Here is an 18,979-nt window from a genome sequence, read left to right on the forward strand (position 1 = left end):
GCGGGCGCCTAGGGTGCTGCGCATGGGGCTGTTCAGCAGAGGCGGGCGGGCGAGCGACCCGGGGACGGCCGGCACGCCCGGCACCGGCGTCCGGAACGACCGGGTCCGTGCGGGCCTGGCCACGTGGGCCGAGCAGAAGGACGGCCGTACCTTCGCGGACGTGCTCCGGCGCTGCGTGACGGGCGAGCTGCTGCTCGACGTCACCGGCTCCACGATCGCCGATCCCGCACACGGCTTCCAGAGCGGCGACACCCTCGCGATCACCTCGCAGACCGACGACACCGGCAAGCGCCTGCTGGTGGCCTACACCGGCCACGACGAGCTGGCGCGCCACCGCGGGGAGCCCGGCGCCTCGCTGGTCCAGCCGGCAGCCGCCGTCCTGGCCCAGGCGGCGCGCGAGCACGAGGGGATCGTCGTCGACGGCGGCGCACCCGGCGCGTTCATCGCCTACGCGGCCGAGATCCACCAGCAGCTCACCGCGGACCCCGAGGCGGTCGCCCGCGCGGCCGAGGCCACGGTGTCGCGCGCGCTGCCGTTCGACGCGTACCTCGCCGTGCTCGCCGACGCCCCGGTGTTCGTCCCGTTCGAGGTCCGGCGGGACGCGTCCGGCGCCGAGACCGGCGTCGTGGTCCCGGCCGCGACCGGGCCCGACGGGCAGCCGTACGCCGTGGTCGGCACGGCACCGGCGGAGATCTGGGCGTGGAGCCCGCGGTCCGGTGCGCAGCGGACCACCTGGGGGCACGTCGTCCGGGCGGTGGCGCAGGACGGGCAGGCAGGCGTCGTGGTGAACCCCGCGGGTCCGGCGGTCACCGTCCCTGCGGGGGCGATGGCGCCCCGGGGCTGAGCCCGTCGGCGCCGGTGGAGATCAGGCCACGGCGTAGCCGAGCGCGGCCAGCTGCTCCACCTGCTCCGCGCATCCCGGGACGAGGGGCGCCACCAGGCTGCGCGCGCCGATCCCGAACCGCTGCGCCACCGGCGCCGCCCGGACCGCGGTGCGCGCGACCAGCCCGCGGGTCGAGATCAGCAGGTCGACGTGCGTGCGGCGGTCCGGGTACAGCTGCGCGCCGACCTCGTAGCGCGCGTCGAAGGCGGGGTCGAGGCACGCGGCATCGGTCGACCCGAAGACGTGCGCCGCCTCGGCGAGCCGGCCCAGCGCGCCCGGGCTGAACCTGCGGTGCTCCTCCGCGAAGCTGTCCAGGAAGCCGAAGTACGCGCCGCCGGACCGCAGGCTGTACCCCGCCCACACCGTCATCCCGCCCGCGACGAGCCGCAGGACCAGGGCGTCACCGTCACGACGGAAGCCCGCGAGGACCTCCCGGAACCACCGCTGCGCGAGCGGGTCGAGGGCCAGGGCGGCACCGCCCTGCTCCGGGTCGCCCTTCCAGCCCGCGGCCTGCAGCGCCACGAACTCGTCGTCGAAGCCGGGGTCGGCGCTCACGTCGTGCAGCTCGACCGGGCCGCCGGCCTCGCGGGCCAGCGCGCGCAGCCGGCGCCGGACGTCCTTCCGCCGGCCGGACCCCATGTGCGCGCACGCCAGCGGCGGGTCCACCACGACACCGCCCCCGCCCGGGACCAGGCTCTCGACACGCTCCGCCCCGACGCCCGCGCGCGTCGCGTACGCGGACTCGACGCGGCCGCGCTCGTGCACCAGCATCGACCCGCGGTCCACGACCTCGGCCAGCGCGTCGGCGAGCGCACCGTCCGCCGGGAAGTACTGCAGCTGCACCAGACCGGGCAGCCCCAGCCCGCGCAGGCCGTGCAGCATCGCGTCGAGGGCCTCGACCTCGCGCCCCGCGAGCACCAGCGGGTGGTGCCGGTCCGCGTGCGTCGTCATGAACGTGCCGCCGGTCGTCGCCGCCCGGACGGGCACGCGCGCCGCGACCGCCTTGGTGGTCACCGCCAGGACGGCCAGCCACTCCTCGCCGTCCTGGACCACGACCAGGCGGAGGTCGGCCGCCTCCCGGCCACGGTCCCGCGCCGGCACGAGGAACCGGGGGTCCAGGTACACGTTGGGTTCGGCGGCCTTCTCCGCGAGGTGCCGCCACGCACGCACGTCGGCGTCGGTCACCTCGGTCAGGGCGATGAGCCGGGTGTGCACGGTGTCCTCCGGGGCTGCAGTGCCTGTGGGGCATCGGTCGCGGTCACCGTAGTGTCCGGTTTGCACACGTTTGGTCCGGTTTCCGGGTGAACTGGCACCCGGCTTCAGCGCGGCGCACCCGGGCGGGCGACCCGGGTCGGCCCCGGGCCGGCGTTCTTGCAGGCCAACCGCCGTTCCCGGCACCACGGACCTCCCCGCCGGCCCCGCTCGGCGCGCGCACGGTTCCCCCGATCCGGCGTCGCCCGGACGGCGGTGTCGGCCCCCGTCAGGGGCCGCGGCGCCCGGTGACGCCGGGGCCGGTGACGCCGCGACGCGCGGGACTAGCGTCGGGCGGTGTGGCAGGACGTCCCGGTCGACCGGACCGCCTGGCCCGGCGACCGCACCCGTTCGACCCGACCTCGATGACGAGGGGAGGGATCCGATGGGTCCCCGACGACAGATCCTGGCGCTGCTGAGCGCCCTCCTCCTGACGCTGACCCCGGCCGTCGCCGCGTCCGCGTCCCACCCCCGCGGGCCCGACGTCGGCCTGCTCGCCTCCGGGCTCTCCGGCGGTGCCGGCAGCACCGTCGGCCCCGACGGCGCGCTGTACGTCGCCGAACCGCTGGCCGGCGAGATCTCCCGCGTCGACCGGCGCACCGGCGCGGTCGCCACGTACGTCTCCGGCCTGCCGGTCCAGGTGCCCGGCACGCCCGGCGGCGTCGTGGACGTCGTCTTCCTCGGCGGCACCGCCTACGCCCTGGTCACGCTCGTGGGACCCGACGTCGGCGGCACCAGCACCGTCGGCGTGTACCGGGTCGACGGCCCGGCCTCCGCGACCCCCGTGGCCGACATCGGCGCCTTCTCGCTGGCGAACCCGCCGACCACCGACTTCTTCGTCCCGACCGGCGTGCAGTACGCGATCGAGGCCTACCGCGGCGGGTTCCTGGTGACCGACGGGCACCACAACCGCGTCCTGCGCGTGACGACCGGTGGCGAGATCACCCAGGTCGCCACACTCGGCAACGTGGTCCCGACCGGCCTCGAGACGTCCGGCCGCGCCGTCTGGTTCGCCGAGGCGGGCCCGGTGCCGCACGACCCGAGCACCGGCAAGGTGATGCGGCTCGACGTGCGGTCCGGCACGACCGCCGACGTCGCCGTCGGCGGCCGGCTGCTGGTCGACGTGGAGCTCGGCGGCAGCACCCTGTACGCGCTCGCGCAGGGCGTCTTCACCCCGGGCAGCCCCGAGGGCTCGCCCGCGGACCCCGGCACCGGCGAGCTGCTGCGCGTCACGCGCGACGGCGGGTTCCGGGTGGTCGCCGACGGGCTCGACCGGCCGACGTCGGTCGAGATCGTGCGCAGCTCGGCCCACGTCGTCACGCTCGACGGGGAGGTGTGGACGGTCGCCCTCGACGGGCGGCACGGCCACGGGAGGGGCTGAGGCGCAGGTCAGCCGTCGGTCCCGGCCCAGTGCGGGTTGGTCATGACGCCCAGCACGTTGCCGAACGGGTCCACGACCGCCGCGGTGCGCCAGCCCTCGCTCCGCGTCGTCGGCGGCTCGTGGATCCGCGCGCCGCGCTCGACCAGGGCGCCCACCGCGGCGTCCACGTCCTCGACAGCCCAGTAGGTGTACTGCCCGCCGGGGGTGCGCTCCAGCGCCCCGGGCACGTACTTCGCGTCGATGATGCCGAACTCGTCGCCGTCCCGGCCGAGCCGCCACTCCACGTACCCGTCGCGGACGAAGTACGGCTCGATGCCGAAGACCTCCTCGTACCAGGCCCGCGCCGCGTCGAGGTCCGCCGCCTGGAAGCTCGACGTCGCCATCCCCTGGAGCATGTCCGTCCTCCTCGTCGAGGTCGCCCTGCGGCCCGCACGGCCCGGACGCGTGCCCCCCATGCTCCCGGCCGCACCCCGGCGGGTCCAGGCCCGCCGCCGTGCCACGGCCGCGCGCGGTCGGGAGCGGTCGCGCGCGGTCGGGCACGGTCGCCGCGCCCGCCGAGGTCGTCACACGTGCACGAGGTCGTCCCGCAGGACTGACGACCTCGTGCACGTGTGACGACCTCGCGGCGGCCTGTGCCGGTGGCCGGTGCCGGTGCCGGTGCCGGGGAACGACGAAGGCCTCGATCCTGGCGGGGATCGAGGCCTTCGTCGTCGCTGTCTCAACGAGTGTCCGGAGGGGGACTTGAACCCCCACGCCCGTTAGGGCACTAGCACCTCAAGCTAGCGCGTCTGCCATTCCGCCACCCGGACAAGGTGTGTTCCGGACCGGTCCCGTGAGCGCATTCCTGCGCCCCGACGACCCGTCAGGTGCGGAAGAGAACTTAGCACGGAGTGGCGGCCGAGCACGCATCCGCAGGTGAGAGCACACTGGCCCTGGCTCCCTCGGACGGACGTCGGGGCCGCGACGGTCACGAGCGCTGCGGAGGTGGGACGCACCATGGCGGAGCAGGGCGGGACCGACCGGTACGGGACGGGCCGACCGAGCGTGCCCAGCGGATCCGCGCCACGACGGGTCGCCGGGCAGCGGCGCTCGACCCCCGGCGCCGGAGCCGACGACGGCGTGCCGCGCTGGCTGCGCACCTCCGCGGGGGTCACGTGGCGGCTCCTCGTGCTGCTCGCCGGGGTCGCGCTGGTGTTCTTCGCCACAGCGCAGGTGCAGCTGCTGTTCGTCGCGGTGTTCATCGCGTTCGTGTTCACGGCGGTGCTGCGCCCGGTCGTCGACCTCTACACGAAGGTGATGCCGCGTGCGCTGGCGACGGCGCTGGGGCTGCTGACCGGCTTCCTGGTGCTGGCCGGGATGGTGTTCTACGTCGGCTACTCCGTGGCCAACCAGTGGCAGGCGCTGTCCCGGCAGTTCGGGGACGGCATCGACCAGATCGTGGAGTTCCTCGAGGACGGCCCGCTGCCGTTCTCGATCAGCAACGAGCAGATCGCCGAGTGGATCGACACCGGCCGGCAGTGGGTGCAGGAGCACGCCGGCGACCTGGCGGGCCAGGTGGCGGAGTCCGCGGGCTCGGTGGTCGAGGTGTTCACGGCGCTCGCGCTGGCCGTGTTCTGCGCGGTGTTCTTCCTCGCGCGCGGCCAGGAGATGTGGACCTGGTTCGTCAACCAGCTGCCCAGCGGCGCCCGGGACAGCTGGAAGACGGCGGGCGGCGCCGGCTGGTACACCTTCTCCGGCTACACCCGGGGCATCGTCATCATCGCCGTCACCGACGGGTTCCTGGCGTTCCTCCTGCTCTCGATCATCGGGGTGCCGCTGGCCGCTCCCCTGGCGGTGCTGGTGCTGATCGGCGCGTTCATCCCGCTGATCGGGGCGCCCGCGGCCATGGTCGTCGCGATGATCGTCGCCCTGGCCGCCAACGGGCCGATCCAGGCGGCGGTCGTCGGCCTGGGGATCGCGCTGATCGGGCAGTTCGAGGGCCACGTGCTCCAGCCCCTGGTGATGGGCAAGCAGGTGTCGCTCCATCCCGTGGTGGTCGGTCTCGCCGTCGCCGGCGGCACGCTGACCGCCGGCATCCTCGGCGCCGTGATCGCGGTGCCGCTCGTGTCGGTGGTCTGGGCCATCTACTCGCGGTTCCACCAGACCGACCCGCCGATGGAGCCGGAGGAGGCGGCGGACGAGGTCCGTCCCGTGGACGAGGACGAGCCGGCCGCCGACGCGTGAGGTCCGCACGGCGCAGACCCTGTCCCGTGTCGGCGGGCGGTGGGACGGTGGATGTCATGGAGATCACCCGTCTGCAGCCTGCCGGGCTCGTCGTGAGCCCCGCCTTCAGCCACGTCGCCGTCGTCCCCGCGGGCGCGACGACTCTCTACGTCGGCGGCCAGAACGGCGTCGACGCCACCGGAGCCGTCGTCTCGGACGACGTCGCCGAGCAGTCCGTGCGCGCGGTCGAGAACGCCCGCACCGCCCTGGCCGCGGTCGGCGCCTCGGTCGGCGACGTCGTCCAGTGGACCGTGCTCATCGCGGAGGACGCCGACCTGCGCGCCGCCTACGGGGCCGTCGCGCCGCTGCTCGCCGGTGCGGGCACGCCGCCGCTGGTCACCGCCGCCCGGGTCGCCGGCCTCGGCGTACCGGGGGCGCTGATCGAGGTGAGCGCGATCGCGGCCGTGCTGCCGGACTGACCCGTGGTCGGCGCCGGGTCCGCGCCGTGAGCGCCGGTCAGGCCGGGCCGGTCAGCGCCGGTCAGCGCCGGTCAGCGCCGGTCAGCGCCGGTCAGCGCCGGTCAGCGTCCGTCGGCGGCGGGAGCGGTGCCGAGCGTGTGGACCGCCTCCCCGAGCGCCCGGACGCCGGCGGCGTCGACGGGCCGGAGCGGGGCGGGCAGCTGACCCAGGTCGATGCCGCGGACCCCGGCGAGCGCGTGCACGGCCCGGGGTCCACCGAGGCGCGCGACGAGCTCGGCGACCGGGCCCAGCCGGGCCATCAGCGTGCGGGCCTGATCGGCGTGGCCCGCCGCGGCGGCCTCGGCCACGGCGACGTACCAGCCCGGCAGCACGCTGGCGAGGCCGGAGTGCCAGGTGCGCGCGCCGGCGAGCAGCCCCTCGACCCCCAGCACGTCGCCGCTGCAGCCGAGCTCGACGTGCGCGGGCACCGCGGCACCGAGCGCGCGCACCCGCGACCGCAGCTCGTCGGCGTCGCTCCCCCGGTCCTTGACGCCGCCGACGCCGGGGACCTGCGCCGCCCTGGCCAGGGTCTCGACGCCGAACCGGTAGCTCGTGCTCACGGGGTTGTGGTAGATCCACACCGGGACGTGCGCGAGGTCGGCGACCTCCTCCACCAGCCCGAGGACCTCGTCGTCCGTGAGCGGCAGGTACGCGAGGGTCGGCAGCAGCACGGCCGCGGCACCGGCGCGCTCGGCCACGATGGTGTGGTCCACGACCTCGTCGGTGGTGAACGCCCCGACACCTGCGACCACGGGCACGCGGCCGTCCGCCGCCGCGACCGCCGCCTCGACGACCAGCCGGCGCTCGCCCGCGGTCAGGTACGGGTAGCCGCCGGTGCTGCCGAGCACGGCGACCCCGGAGGCACCGGCGGCGACGGCGTCGTCGACGAGGCGCTCGAGCGGGTCGGTGTGCACCTCGCCCTGGGGGCCGCGCGGGGTGGGCAGGTAGGCGACGAGCGGGCCGAGGAGGGGCATCGTCGCAGTGTAGGCACCCGGTGCCGGTGATCTCACTGGAAGTCCCGCGAGGTCGTGGCGATCCGGAGCGACAGCGGGGTCAGGTGCTCCGCGATGAGGTTGGTCGCCCCGTCGGCCCGCTCCAGGCGACCGCGCACGACGAGGGCGCGGGAGGTGCGGGCGACCTTCCGGAACCGCTGCCACAGCCCCGTGCTGCACACGATGTTGAGCAGCCCGGTCTCGTCCTCCAGCGACAGGAAGGTCACGCCGCCCGCGGTGCCGGGACGCTGCCGGTGGGTGACCACCCCGGCGACGGCGACCCGGCGCCCGGCCTCGTGCCGGAACGCCTGCTCGACCCGCAGCACGCCGGAGGCGTCCAGGCCCTCGCGCACGTACTGGGTCGGGTAGGAGTCGACGCTGACGCCGGTGGCCCAGACGTCGGCGACGGCGAGCTCGACCTGGCTCATGCCGGGCAGGGTCGGCGCCTGCACGCCGACGGAGACGCCGGGCAGGGTGTCGGGGCCCTCCTGCGCGAGCGCACCGGCCGCCCACAGCGCCTCGCGCCGGGTGACGCCGAGCGACTCGAGCGCCCCGCCGGTGGCGAGGGCCTCGAGCTGGGCGGTGCTGAGGTCCACCCGGCGCACGAGGTCGCGCAGGTCGGCGAACGGGCCGTGGGCGTCCCGCTCGGCGACGACGCGCTCCGCGACCTTCTCCCCCACGCTCCGGACGGAGGCGAGGCCGACCCGCACGGCGAGCGACCGGGCCGGCTGGTCGGGCGTCGCGGGGTGGGTCGGCGCGGTGCCGGACCCGTCGGCGCTCCCCCACACGGCCGCGCCGCCGTTCCGCGCCACCAGGTGCGCGCCGGCGGCGTGCCCCGGCGGCCGCAGCGGCGGCACCGGCGCGGTGCCGGACGGCCGCGGGGTCAGCGGCGGCTCGCCGCCCGGCGGCTCGGGGGCGACCCGCTCGACGACGGCCTGCACCCCGGAGCGCTGGACGTCGGGCCGCAGCACCTCGATGCCGTGCCGGCGGGCGTCCGCGACGAGCGACTGCGGCGAGTAGAACCCCATCGGCTGCGCGGCGAGCAGCCCGGCGTAGAAGGCGGCGGGGTGGTGCACCTTGAGCCACGAGCTCGCGTAGACGAGGAACGCGAACGAGTAGGCGTGCGACTCGGGGAACCCGAAGTCGGCGAACGCCTTGAGCTTGTCGTAGACCTCCTCGCGGACGGCCTCGGGCACGCCGTTGCGGGTCATGCCGTCCATGAGGCGCGCGCGCAGGGCCTCCATCTTCTCGACGCTGCGCTTGGAGCCCATGGCGCGGCGGAGCTGGTCGGCCTCGGCGGGCGTGAAGTCGGCGACGTCGATGGCCATCTGCATGAGCTGCTCCTGGAACAGCGGGACGCCGAGGGTGCGGGCCAGGGACTTCTCGAGCAGGGGGTGCGGGTAGGTGATGGGCTGCCGCCCCTGGTACCGCTCGATGTACGGGTGCACGGACCCGCCCTGGATGGGACCGGGGCGGATGAGCGCGACCTCGACGACGATCGCGTAGAAGTTCCGGGGCTGCAGGCGCGGCAGGGTGCCCATCTGGGCGCGCGACTCCACCTGGAACACCCCGACCGTGTCGGCGGCGCACAGCAGGTCGTAGACCAGCGGGTCCTCGTCGGGCAGGCCGTGCAGCTCGAGGTGCGGGCCGCCGTGCTGCTCGACCTGGTCGAACGCGAGCCGCAGCGCGGTGAGCATCCCGAGGCCCAGCAGGTCGAACTTCACGAGCCCGGCGTCGGCGCAGTCGTCCTTGTCCCACTGCAGGACGGTGCGGCCCTCCATGCGGGCCCACTCGACGGGGCACACCTCGATGACCGGGCGGTCGCACATGACCATGCCCCCGGAGTGGATGCCGAGGTGCCGGGGCAGCCGCAGGAACCGGTCGGCCAGGTCGATGACCTGGTCGGGGATCTCCTCCAGGTCGCTCGCCGGCGGCGGGCGGTGCGCGGGGACGACGTCGTGCCGGTCGGCGGTGGGCTCGCCGGCGCGGCCGTCGGTGTCGTCGTGGCCGACGGGCCGGCGGGGCGCGGGCGCCCTCGCGGGTGCCGGCGCGGGCTGCGGCGGCTCGTGGTTCCAGCCCCAGACGACGCCCTCCGGGTCGCGCTGCTGCGCGGCGAACGGGGTGACCGGCGGCGTCGGCCGGGTGGAGGTCGACCGGTCCGGGGCCGGCTGCGTCGGCGGGGTCGCCGTGATCGCCGGGCGGCCGTCGCCGGACCCGTGGTTCAGCCCGGACCACCAGGGGTGCCGGGGCTCCGGGCCGCGCAGGGTCCCCCACCGCTCGATGGACTTGCTCCACGCGTCCTGCTGCCCGACGTCGTAGCCGAGCGAGCGGGCGGCGTCGCGGACGGCGGAGCGCGCGCGGTAGGTGATGACGTTGGCGACCTGCGCCGCGTGGGTGCGCCCGTGCTTGGCGTAGACGTACTGGATGACCTCCTCGCGGCGGCCGGACTCGATGTCGACGTCGATGTCCGGCGGCCCGTCGCGCTCGGGTGCCAGGAACCGCTCGAACAGCAGGCCGTGCTTCACGGCGTCGACGGCGGTGACCTTGAGGGCGTAGCAGACGGCGGAGTTGGCGGCCGACCCGCGCCCCTGGGCGAGGATGCCGTTGCGGTGGCAGAAGTCGACCAGGTCGTAGACGACGAGGAAGTAGCCCGGGAACCCGAGCTGCTCGATGACCCGGAGCTCGTGCTCGAGCTGGGCGTAGGCGCCGGGCACGCGCTCGGCGCCGGGCGGGCCGTAGCACTCGAGCGCCCCGCGCCGGACGAGCTCGCGCAGCCAGGTGGCCTCGGTGTGCCCGGGCGGGACCGGGTACGGCGGCAGCTGCGGGGCGACCAGGTGCAGGTCGAACGCGGACTCGGCGCCGAGCGCGGCGGCGTTCGCGACGGCGTGCGGGTGCCGGCGGTGCCGGCGCAGCATCTCGGCCGCCGACGCCAGGTGCGCGGTCGGGGCGCCGGGCAGCCAGCCGTCGAGGTCCTCCATCGACGACCGGGCGCGGACGGCGGCCAGCGCCATCGCCAGGTCGGCGTCCCGCGGGGTGGCGTAGTGCACGTTGCCGGTGGCGACCAGCGGCAGGCCCGCACCCGCGGCGAGCGCGGCGAGGGCGTCGGCGGTCTCGGAGTCGAACGGGCTGCCGGTGTGCGTGACCTCGACGGCGACGTTGTCCCGGCCGAACAGCGCGACGAGCCGGTCCAGCTCGGTGCGTGCGCGGTCGACGCCCCCGGTGGTGACGCCGGGGTGCCGGCCGCCGTCGGTGAGCGCGCTGCGCACGGGGCCCTTGCGGCAGCCGGTCAGCACGAGCCAGCGGCCGGCCGCCTGCTCGGCGAGCTGCTCGAGGGTGTACCGGGCCGCGCCCTTGGTGCCGGTGGCCAGGTGGGCCTCGGCGATGCTCCGGGACAGCGCGCGGTACCCGTCGGGACCCCGGGCGATGACGGGCAGGTGCACGGCGCGGGGGTCGGGCACGCCGGTCGGCAGGTCGAGCACGTCGGGGCCGCCGACCCCGGGGACGGGCAGGTGCAGCTCGGCGCCGAACACGGTGGGCAGGCCGATCTCGCGCGCGGCCTCGGAGAACCGGACCACGCCGTACAGGCCGTCGTGGTCGGTGAGCCCGAGGGCCGTGAGCCCGAGCCGGTACGCCTCGGCGGCGAGCTCCTCGGGCTGGCTGGCGCCGTCGAGGAAGCTGAACGCCGAGTGCGCGTGCAGCTCCGCGTAGCGGGGGGTGTCAGTCATAGACGGCCTCGCAGGTCCAGCCGTCGGGGTGGCAGGCGAGCAGGAGCGCCCGGCCGTCGCCGAGCGTCACCTGCAGGTGCACGAGCAGCCGGGCGTCGTCGGGCGACCACCAGCGCTCCGCGAGCGGCCACGGCCCGGCCCAGCCCGCGACGTCGTGGTCGACGGCGGGGCGACGGTCGGTCGGGGGCGTCCGCACCCGTGCGGGGACGCCGCTCATGGCGAGCCGGTCGTCGAACCGGACGGGCCGGCCGCCGCCGTCGAGGACCTCGACCGGCGTGGGCCGGGCGGGGACGGTGGCGGGTGCGGGGGCCGGCAGGTGGCCGGGCCAGGGCCGGTCGAGCGGCCGCGGCGCGGCGGCCTGCGCGCCCCAGGGCTGCAGGTGGACCTGGTCGCGGACGTCCCGGCCGCCCTGGAGCGCGGCGGTCAGCACGCCGTCGCCGCCGAGCAGCCCCTGCACGCGGTCGAGCGCCCGGTGCGCGCGCAGGTCGCCGCCGGACGGGCCGCCCCACAGCCGGCCCTGCTCGGCACCGGCGGGCGCGACGTCCTCGGCGGTGATCCCGAGCGCGATCAGGCCGACGGGCTCGGCCTGCTCGTCGGGGTCGGCGCCGGCGCCCTTCTCCGCTGCCGCGGCGGTGAGCCAGCCCTCGAGCTGCCAGCGGATGCGGTCGGTGATCCGCGCGGCGGACAGGCCCCCGAGCCCGCCCATGTCGGTGCGCCAGGCTCGGGTGAGCTCGGTGCCCTCGTCGGTGCGGGCGGTGATGCGCAGGCGGGCGCAGGTGACGGAGTGCTCGGTGAGCAGGGCGTGCAGCTCCTCCGCGAGGCGGCGCCCGGCGAACGTGGCGACGTCCACCCGGTGCGCGGGCGGGTCGAGCTCCGTGGCGACCTCGAGGTCGGTCTCGGGGCGACGGCGCGCGGGCGGGCGCAGGTCCTCGCCGCGCACGAGCGTCCACGCCCAGGACCCCCAGGTGCCGAACCGGGCGTGCACGTCCCCCGCGTCGAGGGCGGCGAGGTCGCCGAGGGTGCGCAGGCCGAGGCGGCGCAGCAGGTCGACGAGGTCGCCCACGGCGCGGACCGCGTCGTCGGTGACGGCGGCGGGCGCCACGTCGTCGACCGGGCGGGGCGCGAGGAACGCACGGGAGCCGCCGGGCGGCACGACGTCGTCGGTCCGGGCGGCGAGGATCGCGGCGAGCAGCCCGTCGGCGGTGCCCACCTGGCACTCGTGGCCGGTGCGCTCGGCCACCGCGGAGACGAGCTTCTCGGCCAGCGCCTCCTCGGTGCCGTGGAACCGCGCCGCGCCGCCCGCGGGGAGCAGCAGCAGGCCGGGGCGGGCGACCTCGATCCCGGGGACGACGGTCTCGGTGGCCGCGGCGACGGGCTCGAACAGCCGGGCGTCGCGGTCGTCGTCGGTGGGCAGCAGGACCAGCTCGGGGCACGCTCCCTGCGCCTGGCGGCGGCGCATCCCGCGGCGCACGCCCTGGGCGCGGGCGAGCGCGGACACCGCGGTGAGCCGTGCGCCGGACTGCACGGCGGCGGGCAGGTGCGGCGGCACCTCGGCGGCGCGCACGGCGGCGACGACCGGCCAGTCCGGCACCCAGACGACGGTGGTGCGGGTGCTCATCCGACCAGCCTCAGGCCGGCCGCCGGCACCGCGGCCGGGGTCGCAGCGGACGGGGCGGCGGGCCGCTCGGCCCCGGGGATGCCGTACAGGTCGGTCCCGACCTCGAGCGGGAGCACGACGCGCAGGTCCTGCGCCTGGCCCGCGCTGCCCCGCCCGGTGCGGGTGACGTGCAGCTCGTGCGCGCGCAGCCGGCCGTCGCCCTCCCCGACACCGGTCCAGCGGCCGCCCTCGACGGTCAGCACGGTGCCCGCGCCGGACCACGGGGCGGTGGACAGCAGCACGGAGCCGCGGTCGCGGGCGCGCGCCATCAGCCGGCGACGGTCCGCGTCGGCCAGGTGCGTGCCCGGTCCCACCACCACGACGTCGATGCCGTCGAGCAGCGCGGCGACGACGGTCGGCGCGTCCACGCCGGGCCGCGGCACCACGGCGAGCCGGTCCAGGGCCACGCCGGCCTGCGCTGCGGCGAGCAGCCCGAGGCTGGGCTGCCCCACGACGGCCGCCCACGCCTCCCGCGCGGTGCAGGCGGCCGCGATCATCGCCAGCACCAGGGAGGTGGAGCCCAGCACCGCGGTGGTGCTGCCGCGACGCAGCCCGTCGGGCAGCAGCGGGGTCAGGGCGGGCGGGACCGCCAGCGGCGGGCGGTCGGTCAGCAGCAGCGGGCCGCGCGACCGTGACGCGACCGACGCGACCGACGCGACCGACGGCGCGGCCGGGGCCGCCAGCGCCGACGGCCCGGACGCGGCGCGCTCCGATGCGGGGAGGTCGGGCACCGCGACCGGTCCCGGCCGCTCGGCGGCAGCGGGCGGTGCGGTCCGGGGGCCGGGGGCCGTGGCAGCCGCGAGCGCCGCCGTGCCGTCCACCGCCGTGCCGTCCAGCACCGGCCGTCCAGCACCGGCACCCCTCGACCGCTCGCGTGCGGCACCGTCGGCGGGCCGTGCGAGACTGCGCGCGCCGGTGCGCAGCTCGGCATGCGCCAGGGCGGCCCGGGCACGGGCGATCCGGTCCTCGTCGCTCACCGGCCCCACCCCCCTCGTCCTGCCGATCGACCCGACCCGAGCGGTCGACGTTGTTCGAACACGTGTTCGATTGTGCCAGTAGACGCCGACACTCCGGGACACGTCAATCCGGCTTCACCCGGCCCTGGGGACGACTCCCGGCGTGTCCCGGCCGACCCGCCGGACGTCCTGCGCGCACCACGTCGCGGAGGCATGATGGCGGCGCAGCACAGCCGCCCCTGGGCGTCCCCCGGACGCCCAGGGCACCGCCAGGAGGAGGACCATGACCGTCTCGCTGACCCGCCCCGTCGCCCCGGAGCCGTACGCGCTGCTCCCGTCCGTCGCGGGCTTCGACCTCGCGAGCGCCGACGTCGTCCACGGCGAGCCGCTGGGCTCGGCCTTCGTCGCGGACGGCGAGAACCTCTCGCCCGCGCTCGAGTGGTCGGGCTTCCCCGAGGGCACCCGCTCGTTCGTCGTGAGCTGCTTCGACCCCGACGCCCCGACCCCCGCCGGCTTCTGGCACTGGACGCTCGTGGACGTGCCGGTGAGCACCACGTCGCTCCCCCGCGGCGCCGGCTCCCCCGACGGCGGGCTGCTGCCGCCGGGCGCGTTCCAGGTCCGCAACGACGGCGGGTCGACCGGCTACACCGGTGCCGCGCCGCCGCCCGGCGACCACCCGCACCGGTACGTGTTCGCGGTGCACGCGCTGGACGTCGAGCACCTGGACGTCCCCGCCGAGGCGACGCCGACGGCCGTGGCCTTCACGGCCCTGTTCCACACGCTCGCGCGCGCCACGATCACGCCGACCTACGCGCGCTGACCCGCAGGTCCCGCAAGTCCCGCAGGTCCCCTGATACCGCGGGTCTCGTCGGCCGTGCTAGCCCCGCCGACCCTCGGCAGCGAGGTCCAGCACCATCCCGGTCGCCCCGGGCGCCACGTCCCGGAAGCCCAGCGACTCGTAGAGCGCCCGGCCGGGCGGGTCCGCGACGAGCGTGACGTACGCGCCCTCGGGCGCCCGGGTCCGGATGTCCTCGAGCAGCCGGGTCAGCACCCGGCGCCCGAGCCCGCGGCGCTGGTGCTCCGGGTCGACCGCCATGTCGGCGACCAGGAAGTACCAGCCGCCGTCCCCCACGACCCGGCCCATCGCGACCACGCGGCCCTCGGCGGTCCGGACGTGGCACCACGACCAGCTGCCCGCGAGCGCGCCGTCGGCCTGGTCGGGCCGACGGGGGCTGAGGCCCGAGTCGCGCCGCACCCGCAGGTAGTCCTCGCGGGGCGGTGCGGCGGGCACCAGCACGTAGGGGTCGGCGGCGAACGGGTCGTGGGGCGCGGGCTCGGGCACTGGCGCGGAGGTCACGCGCCCATCCTGCCTGCCGGGCACTCCCGCCAGCCCGGCACACGAGCACGCCCGCCACCCTCGTGCAGCGCCGCCGCCGCCGTGGGTAGCCTGCGGACATGCCCGCTGCGCCCCTGACCCTCGGCACCCTGACCTGGCTGCGCGCCGTCGACCACCTCGACCTGCTGGCCGAGCCGACCGCGGCGGCGCTGTCCGGCTGGGCGGCCGTCGTGCCCGAGGTCGCCGACGCCGTGCTCGTCACCGAGATCGACCCCGACCTCGCCGACACGGCGGCGATGACCGAGGCGTACGACCTGCCCCTGGCCGTCTCCGCCAACTGCGTGCTGGTGTCGGGCCGGCGGGCCGGTGACGAGCGGGGCGCCGCGGCCGTCGTGCGCGCCACCACCCGGGCCGACGTGAACAACGCCGTGAAGCGGCTGCTCGACGTCCGGAAGGCATCGTTCCTGCCGGTGGAGCGCGCCGTCGAGGAGTCCGGCATGGAGTACGGGGGCATCACCCCGCTGGGCCTGCCCTCGGGCTACCGCGTGCTGCTGGACGCCGACGTCGCCACGGCGGACGGGGCGGCCGGCGGCACGGTCGTCATCGGGTCGGGCCTGCGGCGGTCGAAGATCGCCCTGCCCGGCGCCCTGCTGGCGACGGCTCCCGGGGTCGAGGTCGTCGAGGGCGTGGCGCTGGCCTGACGGGGTCCGCTCGACGCGCGGACGCGACCCTGCGCGTCTAGCGTGACCAGCACGGGAGCACCGGCGGTCCGCACCAGGGCGCCCGGTACCCGGGCCTCGAGCAGCCGGGGCCGTGCACCGCCGCGAGACCCGCGGCGCGAGGAAGGTCACCGATGCGCGCACCCACCCCCCGCGGCCCGCTGAGCGAGCTCCTGCTCGCCGGTCTGATCGCGGGCTCCGTCGACCCGGCGCTGCCGGACGCGGCCGCCCGGGCAGCCGCCGCGACGGACGACCTGCTCACCGACGAGGACGTGCAGATCGCGCTCACGGCGCTGTACGAGCTGCACCACCAGGGCCTCGACGGGGTCGACGACCGGCTCGAGTGGGACACCACGCTGCTGCGCACCCGCGCCGTCCTCGAGGAGCGGTTCGAGGCCCAGCTGCGCGCCCAGGTGACGCTGCCCGAGGACCTCGTGCCGACCCTCGAGGAGAACGCCCGGACGGAGGGCGTCGGCCCCGCCGTGGCGCGCGCCCTGTTCGACCTGACCGGCCGCGACGACGGGCCCAGCCTGTCCGCGTACGTCGCCCGCAAGGCCACGGACGAGCAGCTGCACGAGCTGCTGGTGCACCGGTCGGTCTACCAGCTGAAGGAGGCCGACCCGCACACGTGGGCCGTCCCGCGCCTGCTCGGCGCGCCGAAGGCGGCGCTGGTCGAGATCCAGGCGGACGAGTACGGCGGCGGTCGCCCGGAGCGGATGCACGCGGCGCTGTTCGCCCGGACGATGCGCGGCCTCGGGCTGGACGGCACCTACGGCCGGTACGTCGACGAGGTGCCCGCGCTGACCCTGTCGTCGGTGAACATGATGATGATGTTCGGGCTGCAGCGCCGGCTGCGGGGCTGCGTCGTCGGGCACCTGGCCGCCTTCGAGATGACGTCCTCGCGGCCGAACCAGCTGTACGGCAACGGCTTCCGCCGCCACGGGTACGACTCGGACGTCACCTGGTACTTCGACGAGCACGTCGAGGCCGACGCGGTGCACGAGCAGATCGCCGGCCGGGACATGGCGGGCGCCCTGGTGGAGCAGCAGCCCGCGCTGCGCGACGACGTGCTGTTCGGGGCCGCCGCGTGCCTCGCCGTCGACGGCCGCGTCGGCGCGCACCTGATCGAGCGCTGGTCCGCGGGTGCCACCGCGCTGCGCCGGCCGCTGGCGGTGGGGAGCCGGGCGTGATCGTCCCCGACGCGGAGTACGTCCTCCCGCTGCGGTGGGCGGACGACCGCGGCCTGGGCGAGCTGGTCGCGTACCTGGACCGGTTGTCGGCGTGGCTGCCGGTGACGGTCGTCGACGGCTCCGCCCCGGAGCGGTTCGCGGCGCACGCCCGGGCCCTCCCGCCGGCGGTGCGGCACGTGCGCCCCGACGTGATCCCGGGGCGCAACGGCAAGGTCGCGGGCGTCCTCACCGGCCTGCGCCTGGCGACGGAGGACCGGGTCGTGCTCGCGGACGACGACGTCCGCTACGACCTGCCGATCCTGCGGGCGGTGCTCGACCTGCTCGCGTCCGCGGACGTCGTCCGGCCGCAGAACGTGTTCGAGCCGCTCCCCTGGCACGCCCGCTGGGACTCCGCCCGCAGCCTGGTCAACCGCGCGATCGGCTCCGACTACCCCGGCACGCTGGCCCTGCGGCGCACCGCCCTCGGCCCGGAGGGCTACGACGGCGACGTGCTGTTCGAGAACCTCGAGCTGCTCCGCACCGTGCGGGCGCGCGGGGGCCGCGAGCGGCGGGCCGACGACGTGTACGTCGCGCGCCGCCCGCCCACCGTGGGCCACTTCCTGCGCCAGCGTCCGCGCCAGGCGTACGACAGCCTCGCGCAGCCCGCGCGGTTCGCGGCCGAGCTCGCGGTGCTGCCGCTGCTCGCGGTCGCGGCCCGGCGCGGCGCAGGTGCGCTCCTGCTGCTGGTGGCCGCGGTGTGCGCCCTCGCCGAGCGCGGCCGGCGCCGGGCCGGCGGCGCGGCCCGGTTCCCCGTGAGCGCGACCCTGGTCGCCCCGGCGTGGCTGCTGGAGCGCGGGACGTGCGCCTGGCTCGCCCTCGCGCTGCGGGCCCGCGGCGGCATCCGCTACGGCGACGCCCGGCTGCTCCGCGCCGCGACGCCGGAGCGGGTGCTCCGCGCCCACGTCACGGCCGCACCGCCGTCGACCCCCGACCGCCGGACCCACCTCCTCCAGGAGCCCGCATGAGCACCGACCCGAACCCCGTCGTCCTCACCCCCTGCCCGGACGGGCCGATCCTGGTGCGCGGGGAGGTGGAGATCCGGGACGCCGCCGGGCAGGTGGTGCCGCGCCGCCGCGCGACCGTCGCCCTGTGCCGGTGCGGCGCGTCGGCGATCAAGCCGTTCTGCGACGGGTCGCACAAGGCCATCGGGTTCCGCACCGACGACGAGGTGCCCCGCCCTCCGGAGCCGGTCCCCGCGTCCCGCACGGCGGCGGTCCCCGACCCGGTCCGCACCACGCACGGGAGCCGGTCATGAGGATCTCCGTCCCCGCGCCGGGCGTCGCCCGGCTGGAGCACGCCTACGTCAACTGCTACGTGATCGCGGACGAGCGCGGCGCCACCGTCGTGGACGCGGGACTGCCGCGGATGTGGCCGATGCTCCCGCGCGCGCTGGCCGCCGTGGACCGGGCGCCCGCGGACGTGCGGGCCGTGGTGCTGACGCACGCGCACTTCGACCACGTCGGCTTCGCGCGGCGTGCCGCGCGCGAGCTGGGCGTCGACGTGTGGGTGCACCGCGACGACGCGCACCTCGCGGCCCACCCGTACCGGTACGCGCACGAGAACCCGCGCGCCCTGTACCCGGTCAAGCACCCGCGCGCGGCCGTGATCCTCGCCGCGATGGTGGCTGCCGGGGCCGCGCGCGTGCCGGGCGTGCGGGTCCCGCGGACGCTGGTGCCGGGGCCGCGGCTGAAGGTGCCGGGGCGCCCGGACGTGATCGCCTGCCCGGGGCACACCTCCGGGCACGTGGCGCTGCACCTGCCCGACCGCGGCGTGCTGCTGTCCGGCGACGCCCTGGTGACGCTCGACCCGTACACCGCCCGCACCGGCCCGCGGATCGTCGCCGGGGCGGCGACCGCCGACAGCGCGCTGAACCTCGCGTCCCTCGACGCGCTCGCCGCCACCGGCGCCGAGATCGTCCTGCCGGGGCACGGCGAGCCCTGGACGGGTGGTGCCGTCGAGGCGGTGCGGCGGGCCCGGGCAGCGGGTGCGTCCTGACGTCACCCGTGCGGTCGCGAGCCGACGCGCCTACGGTCGAGGGCGTGACCTCGCGATCCGCCGACCAGCCCCGGCCCGAGCAGCGCGGCGGCTCCGCCGCCCGGCACAGCGCGGCGGGCCGCCCGAGCAGCGCGC

Annotated in this window: 17 protein-coding genes and 1 tRNA gene; 10 read left to right on the plus strand and 8 right to left on the minus strand. The window is 76.8% G+C overall.

Features of this window, described 5'->3' with window-relative positions; genetic code table 11:
- Positions 1-22 precede the first annotated feature (22 nt).
- Positions 23-844, plus strand: coding sequence for an SseB family protein (locus tag ACWPWW_RS03310; protein WP_454048921.1), 822 nt, complete (start codon positions 23-25; stop codon positions 842-844).
- 21 nt (positions 845-865) lie between these two features.
- Here ACWPWW_RS03310 and ACWPWW_RS03315 read toward each other — a convergent pair whose 3' ends face one another.
- Complete coding sequence (locus ACWPWW_RS03315) at positions 866-2,098, minus strand: GNAT family N-acetyltransferase (RefSeq protein WP_454048922.1); 1,233 nt, start codon at positions 2,096-2,098, stop codon at positions 866-868.
- Positions 2,099-2,519: 421 nt separating this feature from the next.
- Between ACWPWW_RS03315 and ACWPWW_RS03320 the strand changes: the two genes are divergently transcribed.
- Entirely contained in the window at positions 2,520-3,515 is a 996-nt protein-coding gene (locus tag ACWPWW_RS03320; protein ID WP_454048923.1) for a ScyD/ScyE family protein, read from the plus strand.
- An 8-nt stretch (positions 3,516-3,523) separates the two neighbouring features.
- Here ACWPWW_RS03320 and ACWPWW_RS03325 read toward each other — a convergent pair whose 3' ends face one another.
- Both ACWPWW_RS03325 and ACWPWW_RS03330 read right to left on the minus strand, forming a co-directional pair.
- Entirely contained in the window at positions 3,524-3,910 is a 387-nt protein-coding gene (locus ACWPWW_RS03325; RefSeq protein ID WP_454048924.1) for a VOC family protein, read from the minus strand.
- A gap of 331 nt (positions 3,911-4,241) precedes the next feature.
- Positions 4,242-4,324: transfer RNA gene (locus ACWPWW_RS03330), tRNA-Leu, on the minus strand.
- Between the two features lie 175 nt (positions 4,325-4,499).
- On the opposite strand from ACWPWW_RS03330, the gene ACWPWW_RS03335 reads away from it, so the two are divergent.
- Together ACWPWW_RS03335 and ACWPWW_RS03340 are read left to right on the plus strand one after the other, a co-directional pair.
- Positions 4,500-5,738: an AI-2E family transporter gene (locus ACWPWW_RS03335; RefSeq protein WP_454048925.1), complete on the plus strand. Its 1,239-nt coding sequence runs from the start codon at positions 4,500-4,502 to the stop codon at positions 5,736-5,738.
- Between the two features lie 56 nt (positions 5,739-5,794).
- Positions 5,795-6,196, plus strand: a complete 402-nt coding sequence (locus ACWPWW_RS03340) for a RidA family protein (RefSeq protein WP_454048926.1) — start codon at positions 5,795-5,797, stop codon at positions 6,194-6,196.
- 101 nt (positions 6,197-6,297) lie between these two features.
- Here the strand turns inward: ACWPWW_RS03340 and ACWPWW_RS03345 are convergent, their stop codons facing one another.
- Genes ACWPWW_RS03345 through ACWPWW_RS03360 form a run of 4 tightly spaced genes read right to left on the minus strand, consistent with a single transcriptional unit; the run spans position 6,298 to position 13,586 of the window.
- Entirely contained in the window at positions 6,298-7,209 is a 912-nt protein-coding gene (locus ACWPWW_RS03345) for a dihydrodipicolinate synthase family protein (protein ID WP_454048927.1), read from the minus strand.
- A 32-nt stretch (positions 7,210-7,241) separates the two neighbouring features.
- Entirely contained in the window at positions 7,242-10,952 is a 3,711-nt protein-coding gene (locus tag ACWPWW_RS03350) for a PHP domain-containing protein (RefSeq protein ID WP_454048928.1), read from the minus strand.
- Positions 10,945-12,570 (minus strand): DNA polymerase Y family protein, encoded by a 1,626-nt coding sequence (locus ACWPWW_RS03355; RefSeq protein ID WP_454048929.1) that lies wholly within the window; start codon positions 12,568-12,570, stop codon positions 10,945-10,947. Before ACWPWW_RS03355 ends, ACWPWW_RS03350 begins: the two co-directional genes overlap by 8 nt.
- Positions 12,567-13,586 carry a hypothetical protein gene (locus ACWPWW_RS03360; protein WP_454048930.1) on the minus strand — a complete coding sequence of 340 codons (1,020 nt, stop codon included), beginning with the start codon at positions 13,584-13,586 and terminating at the stop codon, positions 12,567-12,569. The genes ACWPWW_RS03355 and ACWPWW_RS03360 overlap by 4 nt, the downstream gene beginning before the upstream one ends.
- Positions 13,587-13,848: 262 nt before the next feature.
- Here ACWPWW_RS03360 and ACWPWW_RS03365 point away from each other — a divergent pair, with 262 nt between their 5' ends.
- A complete protein-coding gene (locus ACWPWW_RS03365; RefSeq protein ID WP_454048931.1) occupies positions 13,849-14,385 on the plus strand; it encodes a YbhB/YbcL family Raf kinase inhibitor-like protein in 537 nt (178 codons plus the stop codon).
- A 57-nt stretch (positions 14,386-14,442) separates the two neighbouring features.
- Here ACWPWW_RS03365 and ACWPWW_RS03370 read toward each other — a convergent pair whose 3' ends face one another.
- Positions 14,443-14,922, minus strand: coding sequence for a GNAT family N-acetyltransferase (locus ACWPWW_RS03370; protein ID WP_454048932.1), 480 nt, complete (start codon positions 14,920-14,922; stop codon positions 14,443-14,445).
- A 98-nt stretch (positions 14,923-15,020) separates the two neighbouring features.
- On the opposite strand from ACWPWW_RS03370, the gene ACWPWW_RS03375 reads away from it, so the two are divergent.
- The 5 genes from ACWPWW_RS03375 to ACWPWW_RS03395 all read left to right on the plus strand — a co-directional run bounded on the left by ACWPWW_RS03375 (position 15,021) and on the right by ACWPWW_RS03395 (position 18,844).
- Positions 15,021-15,602 carry a YbaK/EbsC family protein gene (locus ACWPWW_RS03375; protein ID WP_454048933.1) on the plus strand — a complete coding sequence of 194 codons (582 nt, stop codon included), beginning with the start codon at positions 15,021-15,023 and terminating at the stop codon, positions 15,600-15,602.
- A gap of 152 nt (positions 15,603-15,754) precedes the next feature.
- Complete coding sequence (locus ACWPWW_RS03380; RefSeq protein ID WP_454048934.1) at positions 15,755-16,810, plus strand: iron-containing redox enzyme family protein; 1,056 nt, start codon at positions 15,755-15,757, stop codon at positions 16,808-16,810.
- Positions 16,807-17,814, plus strand: a complete 1,008-nt coding sequence (locus ACWPWW_RS03385) for a glycosyltransferase (protein WP_454048935.1) — start codon at positions 16,807-16,809, stop codon at positions 17,812-17,814. Before ACWPWW_RS03380 ends, ACWPWW_RS03385 begins: the two co-directional genes overlap by 4 nt.
- Entirely contained in the window at positions 17,811-18,104 is a 294-nt protein-coding gene (locus ACWPWW_RS03390; RefSeq protein ID WP_454048936.1) for a CDGSH iron-sulfur domain-containing protein, read from the plus strand. Before ACWPWW_RS03385 ends, ACWPWW_RS03390 begins: the two co-directional genes overlap by 4 nt.
- Positions 18,101-18,844, plus strand: coding sequence for an MBL fold metallo-hydrolase (locus ACWPWW_RS03395; protein WP_454048937.1), 744 nt, complete (start codon positions 18,101-18,103; stop codon positions 18,842-18,844). Before ACWPWW_RS03390 ends, ACWPWW_RS03395 begins: the two co-directional genes overlap by 4 nt.
- The last annotated feature ends 135 nt before the right edge of the window (positions 18,845-18,979 follow it).

Source organism: Cellulomonas sp. Marseille-Q8402 (genome assembly GCF_965119525.1).

Coding starts and splice junctions, on each gene's coding strand:
- ACWPWW_RS03310 (WP_454048921.1), top strand. CDS start 23: ATGGGGCTGTTCAGCAGAGGCGGGCGGGCGAGCGACCCGGGGACGGCC.
- ACWPWW_RS03320 (WP_454048923.1), top strand. CDS start 2,520: ATGGGTCCCCGACGACAGATCCTGGCGCTGCTGAGCGCCCTCCTCCTG.
- ACWPWW_RS03325 (WP_454048924.1), bottom strand. CDS start 3,910: ATGCTCCAGGGGATGGCGACGTCGAGCTTCCAGGCGGCGGACCTCGAC.
- ACWPWW_RS03340 (WP_454048926.1), top strand. CDS start 5,795: ATGGAGATCACCCGTCTGCAGCCTGCCGGGCTCGTCGTGAGCCCCGCC.
- ACWPWW_RS03345 (WP_454048927.1), bottom strand. CDS start 7,209: ATGCCCCTCCTCGGCCCGCTCGTCGCCTACCTGCCCACCCCGCGCGGC.
- ACWPWW_RS03350 (WP_454048928.1), bottom strand. CDS start 10,952: ATGACTGACACCCCCCGCTACGCGGAGCTGCACGCGCACTCGGCGTTC.
- ACWPWW_RS03355 (WP_454048929.1), bottom strand. CDS start 12,570: ATGAGCACCCGCACCACCGTCGTCTGGGTGCCGGACTGGCCGGTCGTC.
- ACWPWW_RS03365 (WP_454048931.1), top strand. CDS start 13,849: ATGACCGTCTCGCTGACCCGCCCCGTCGCCCCGGAGCCGTACGCGCTG.
- ACWPWW_RS03375 (WP_454048933.1), top strand. CDS start 15,021: ATGCCCGCTGCGCCCCTGACCCTCGGCACCCTGACCTGGCTGCGCGCC.
- ACWPWW_RS03380 (WP_454048934.1), top strand. CDS start 15,755: ATGCGCGCACCCACCCCCCGCGGCCCGCTGAGCGAGCTCCTGCTCGCC.
- ACWPWW_RS03390 (WP_454048936.1), top strand. CDS start 17,811: ATGAGCACCGACCCGAACCCCGTCGTCCTCACCCCCTGCCCGGACGGG.
- ACWPWW_RS03395 (WP_454048937.1), top strand. CDS start 18,101: ATGAGGATCTCCGTCCCCGCGCCGGGCGTCGCCCGGCTGGAGCACGCC.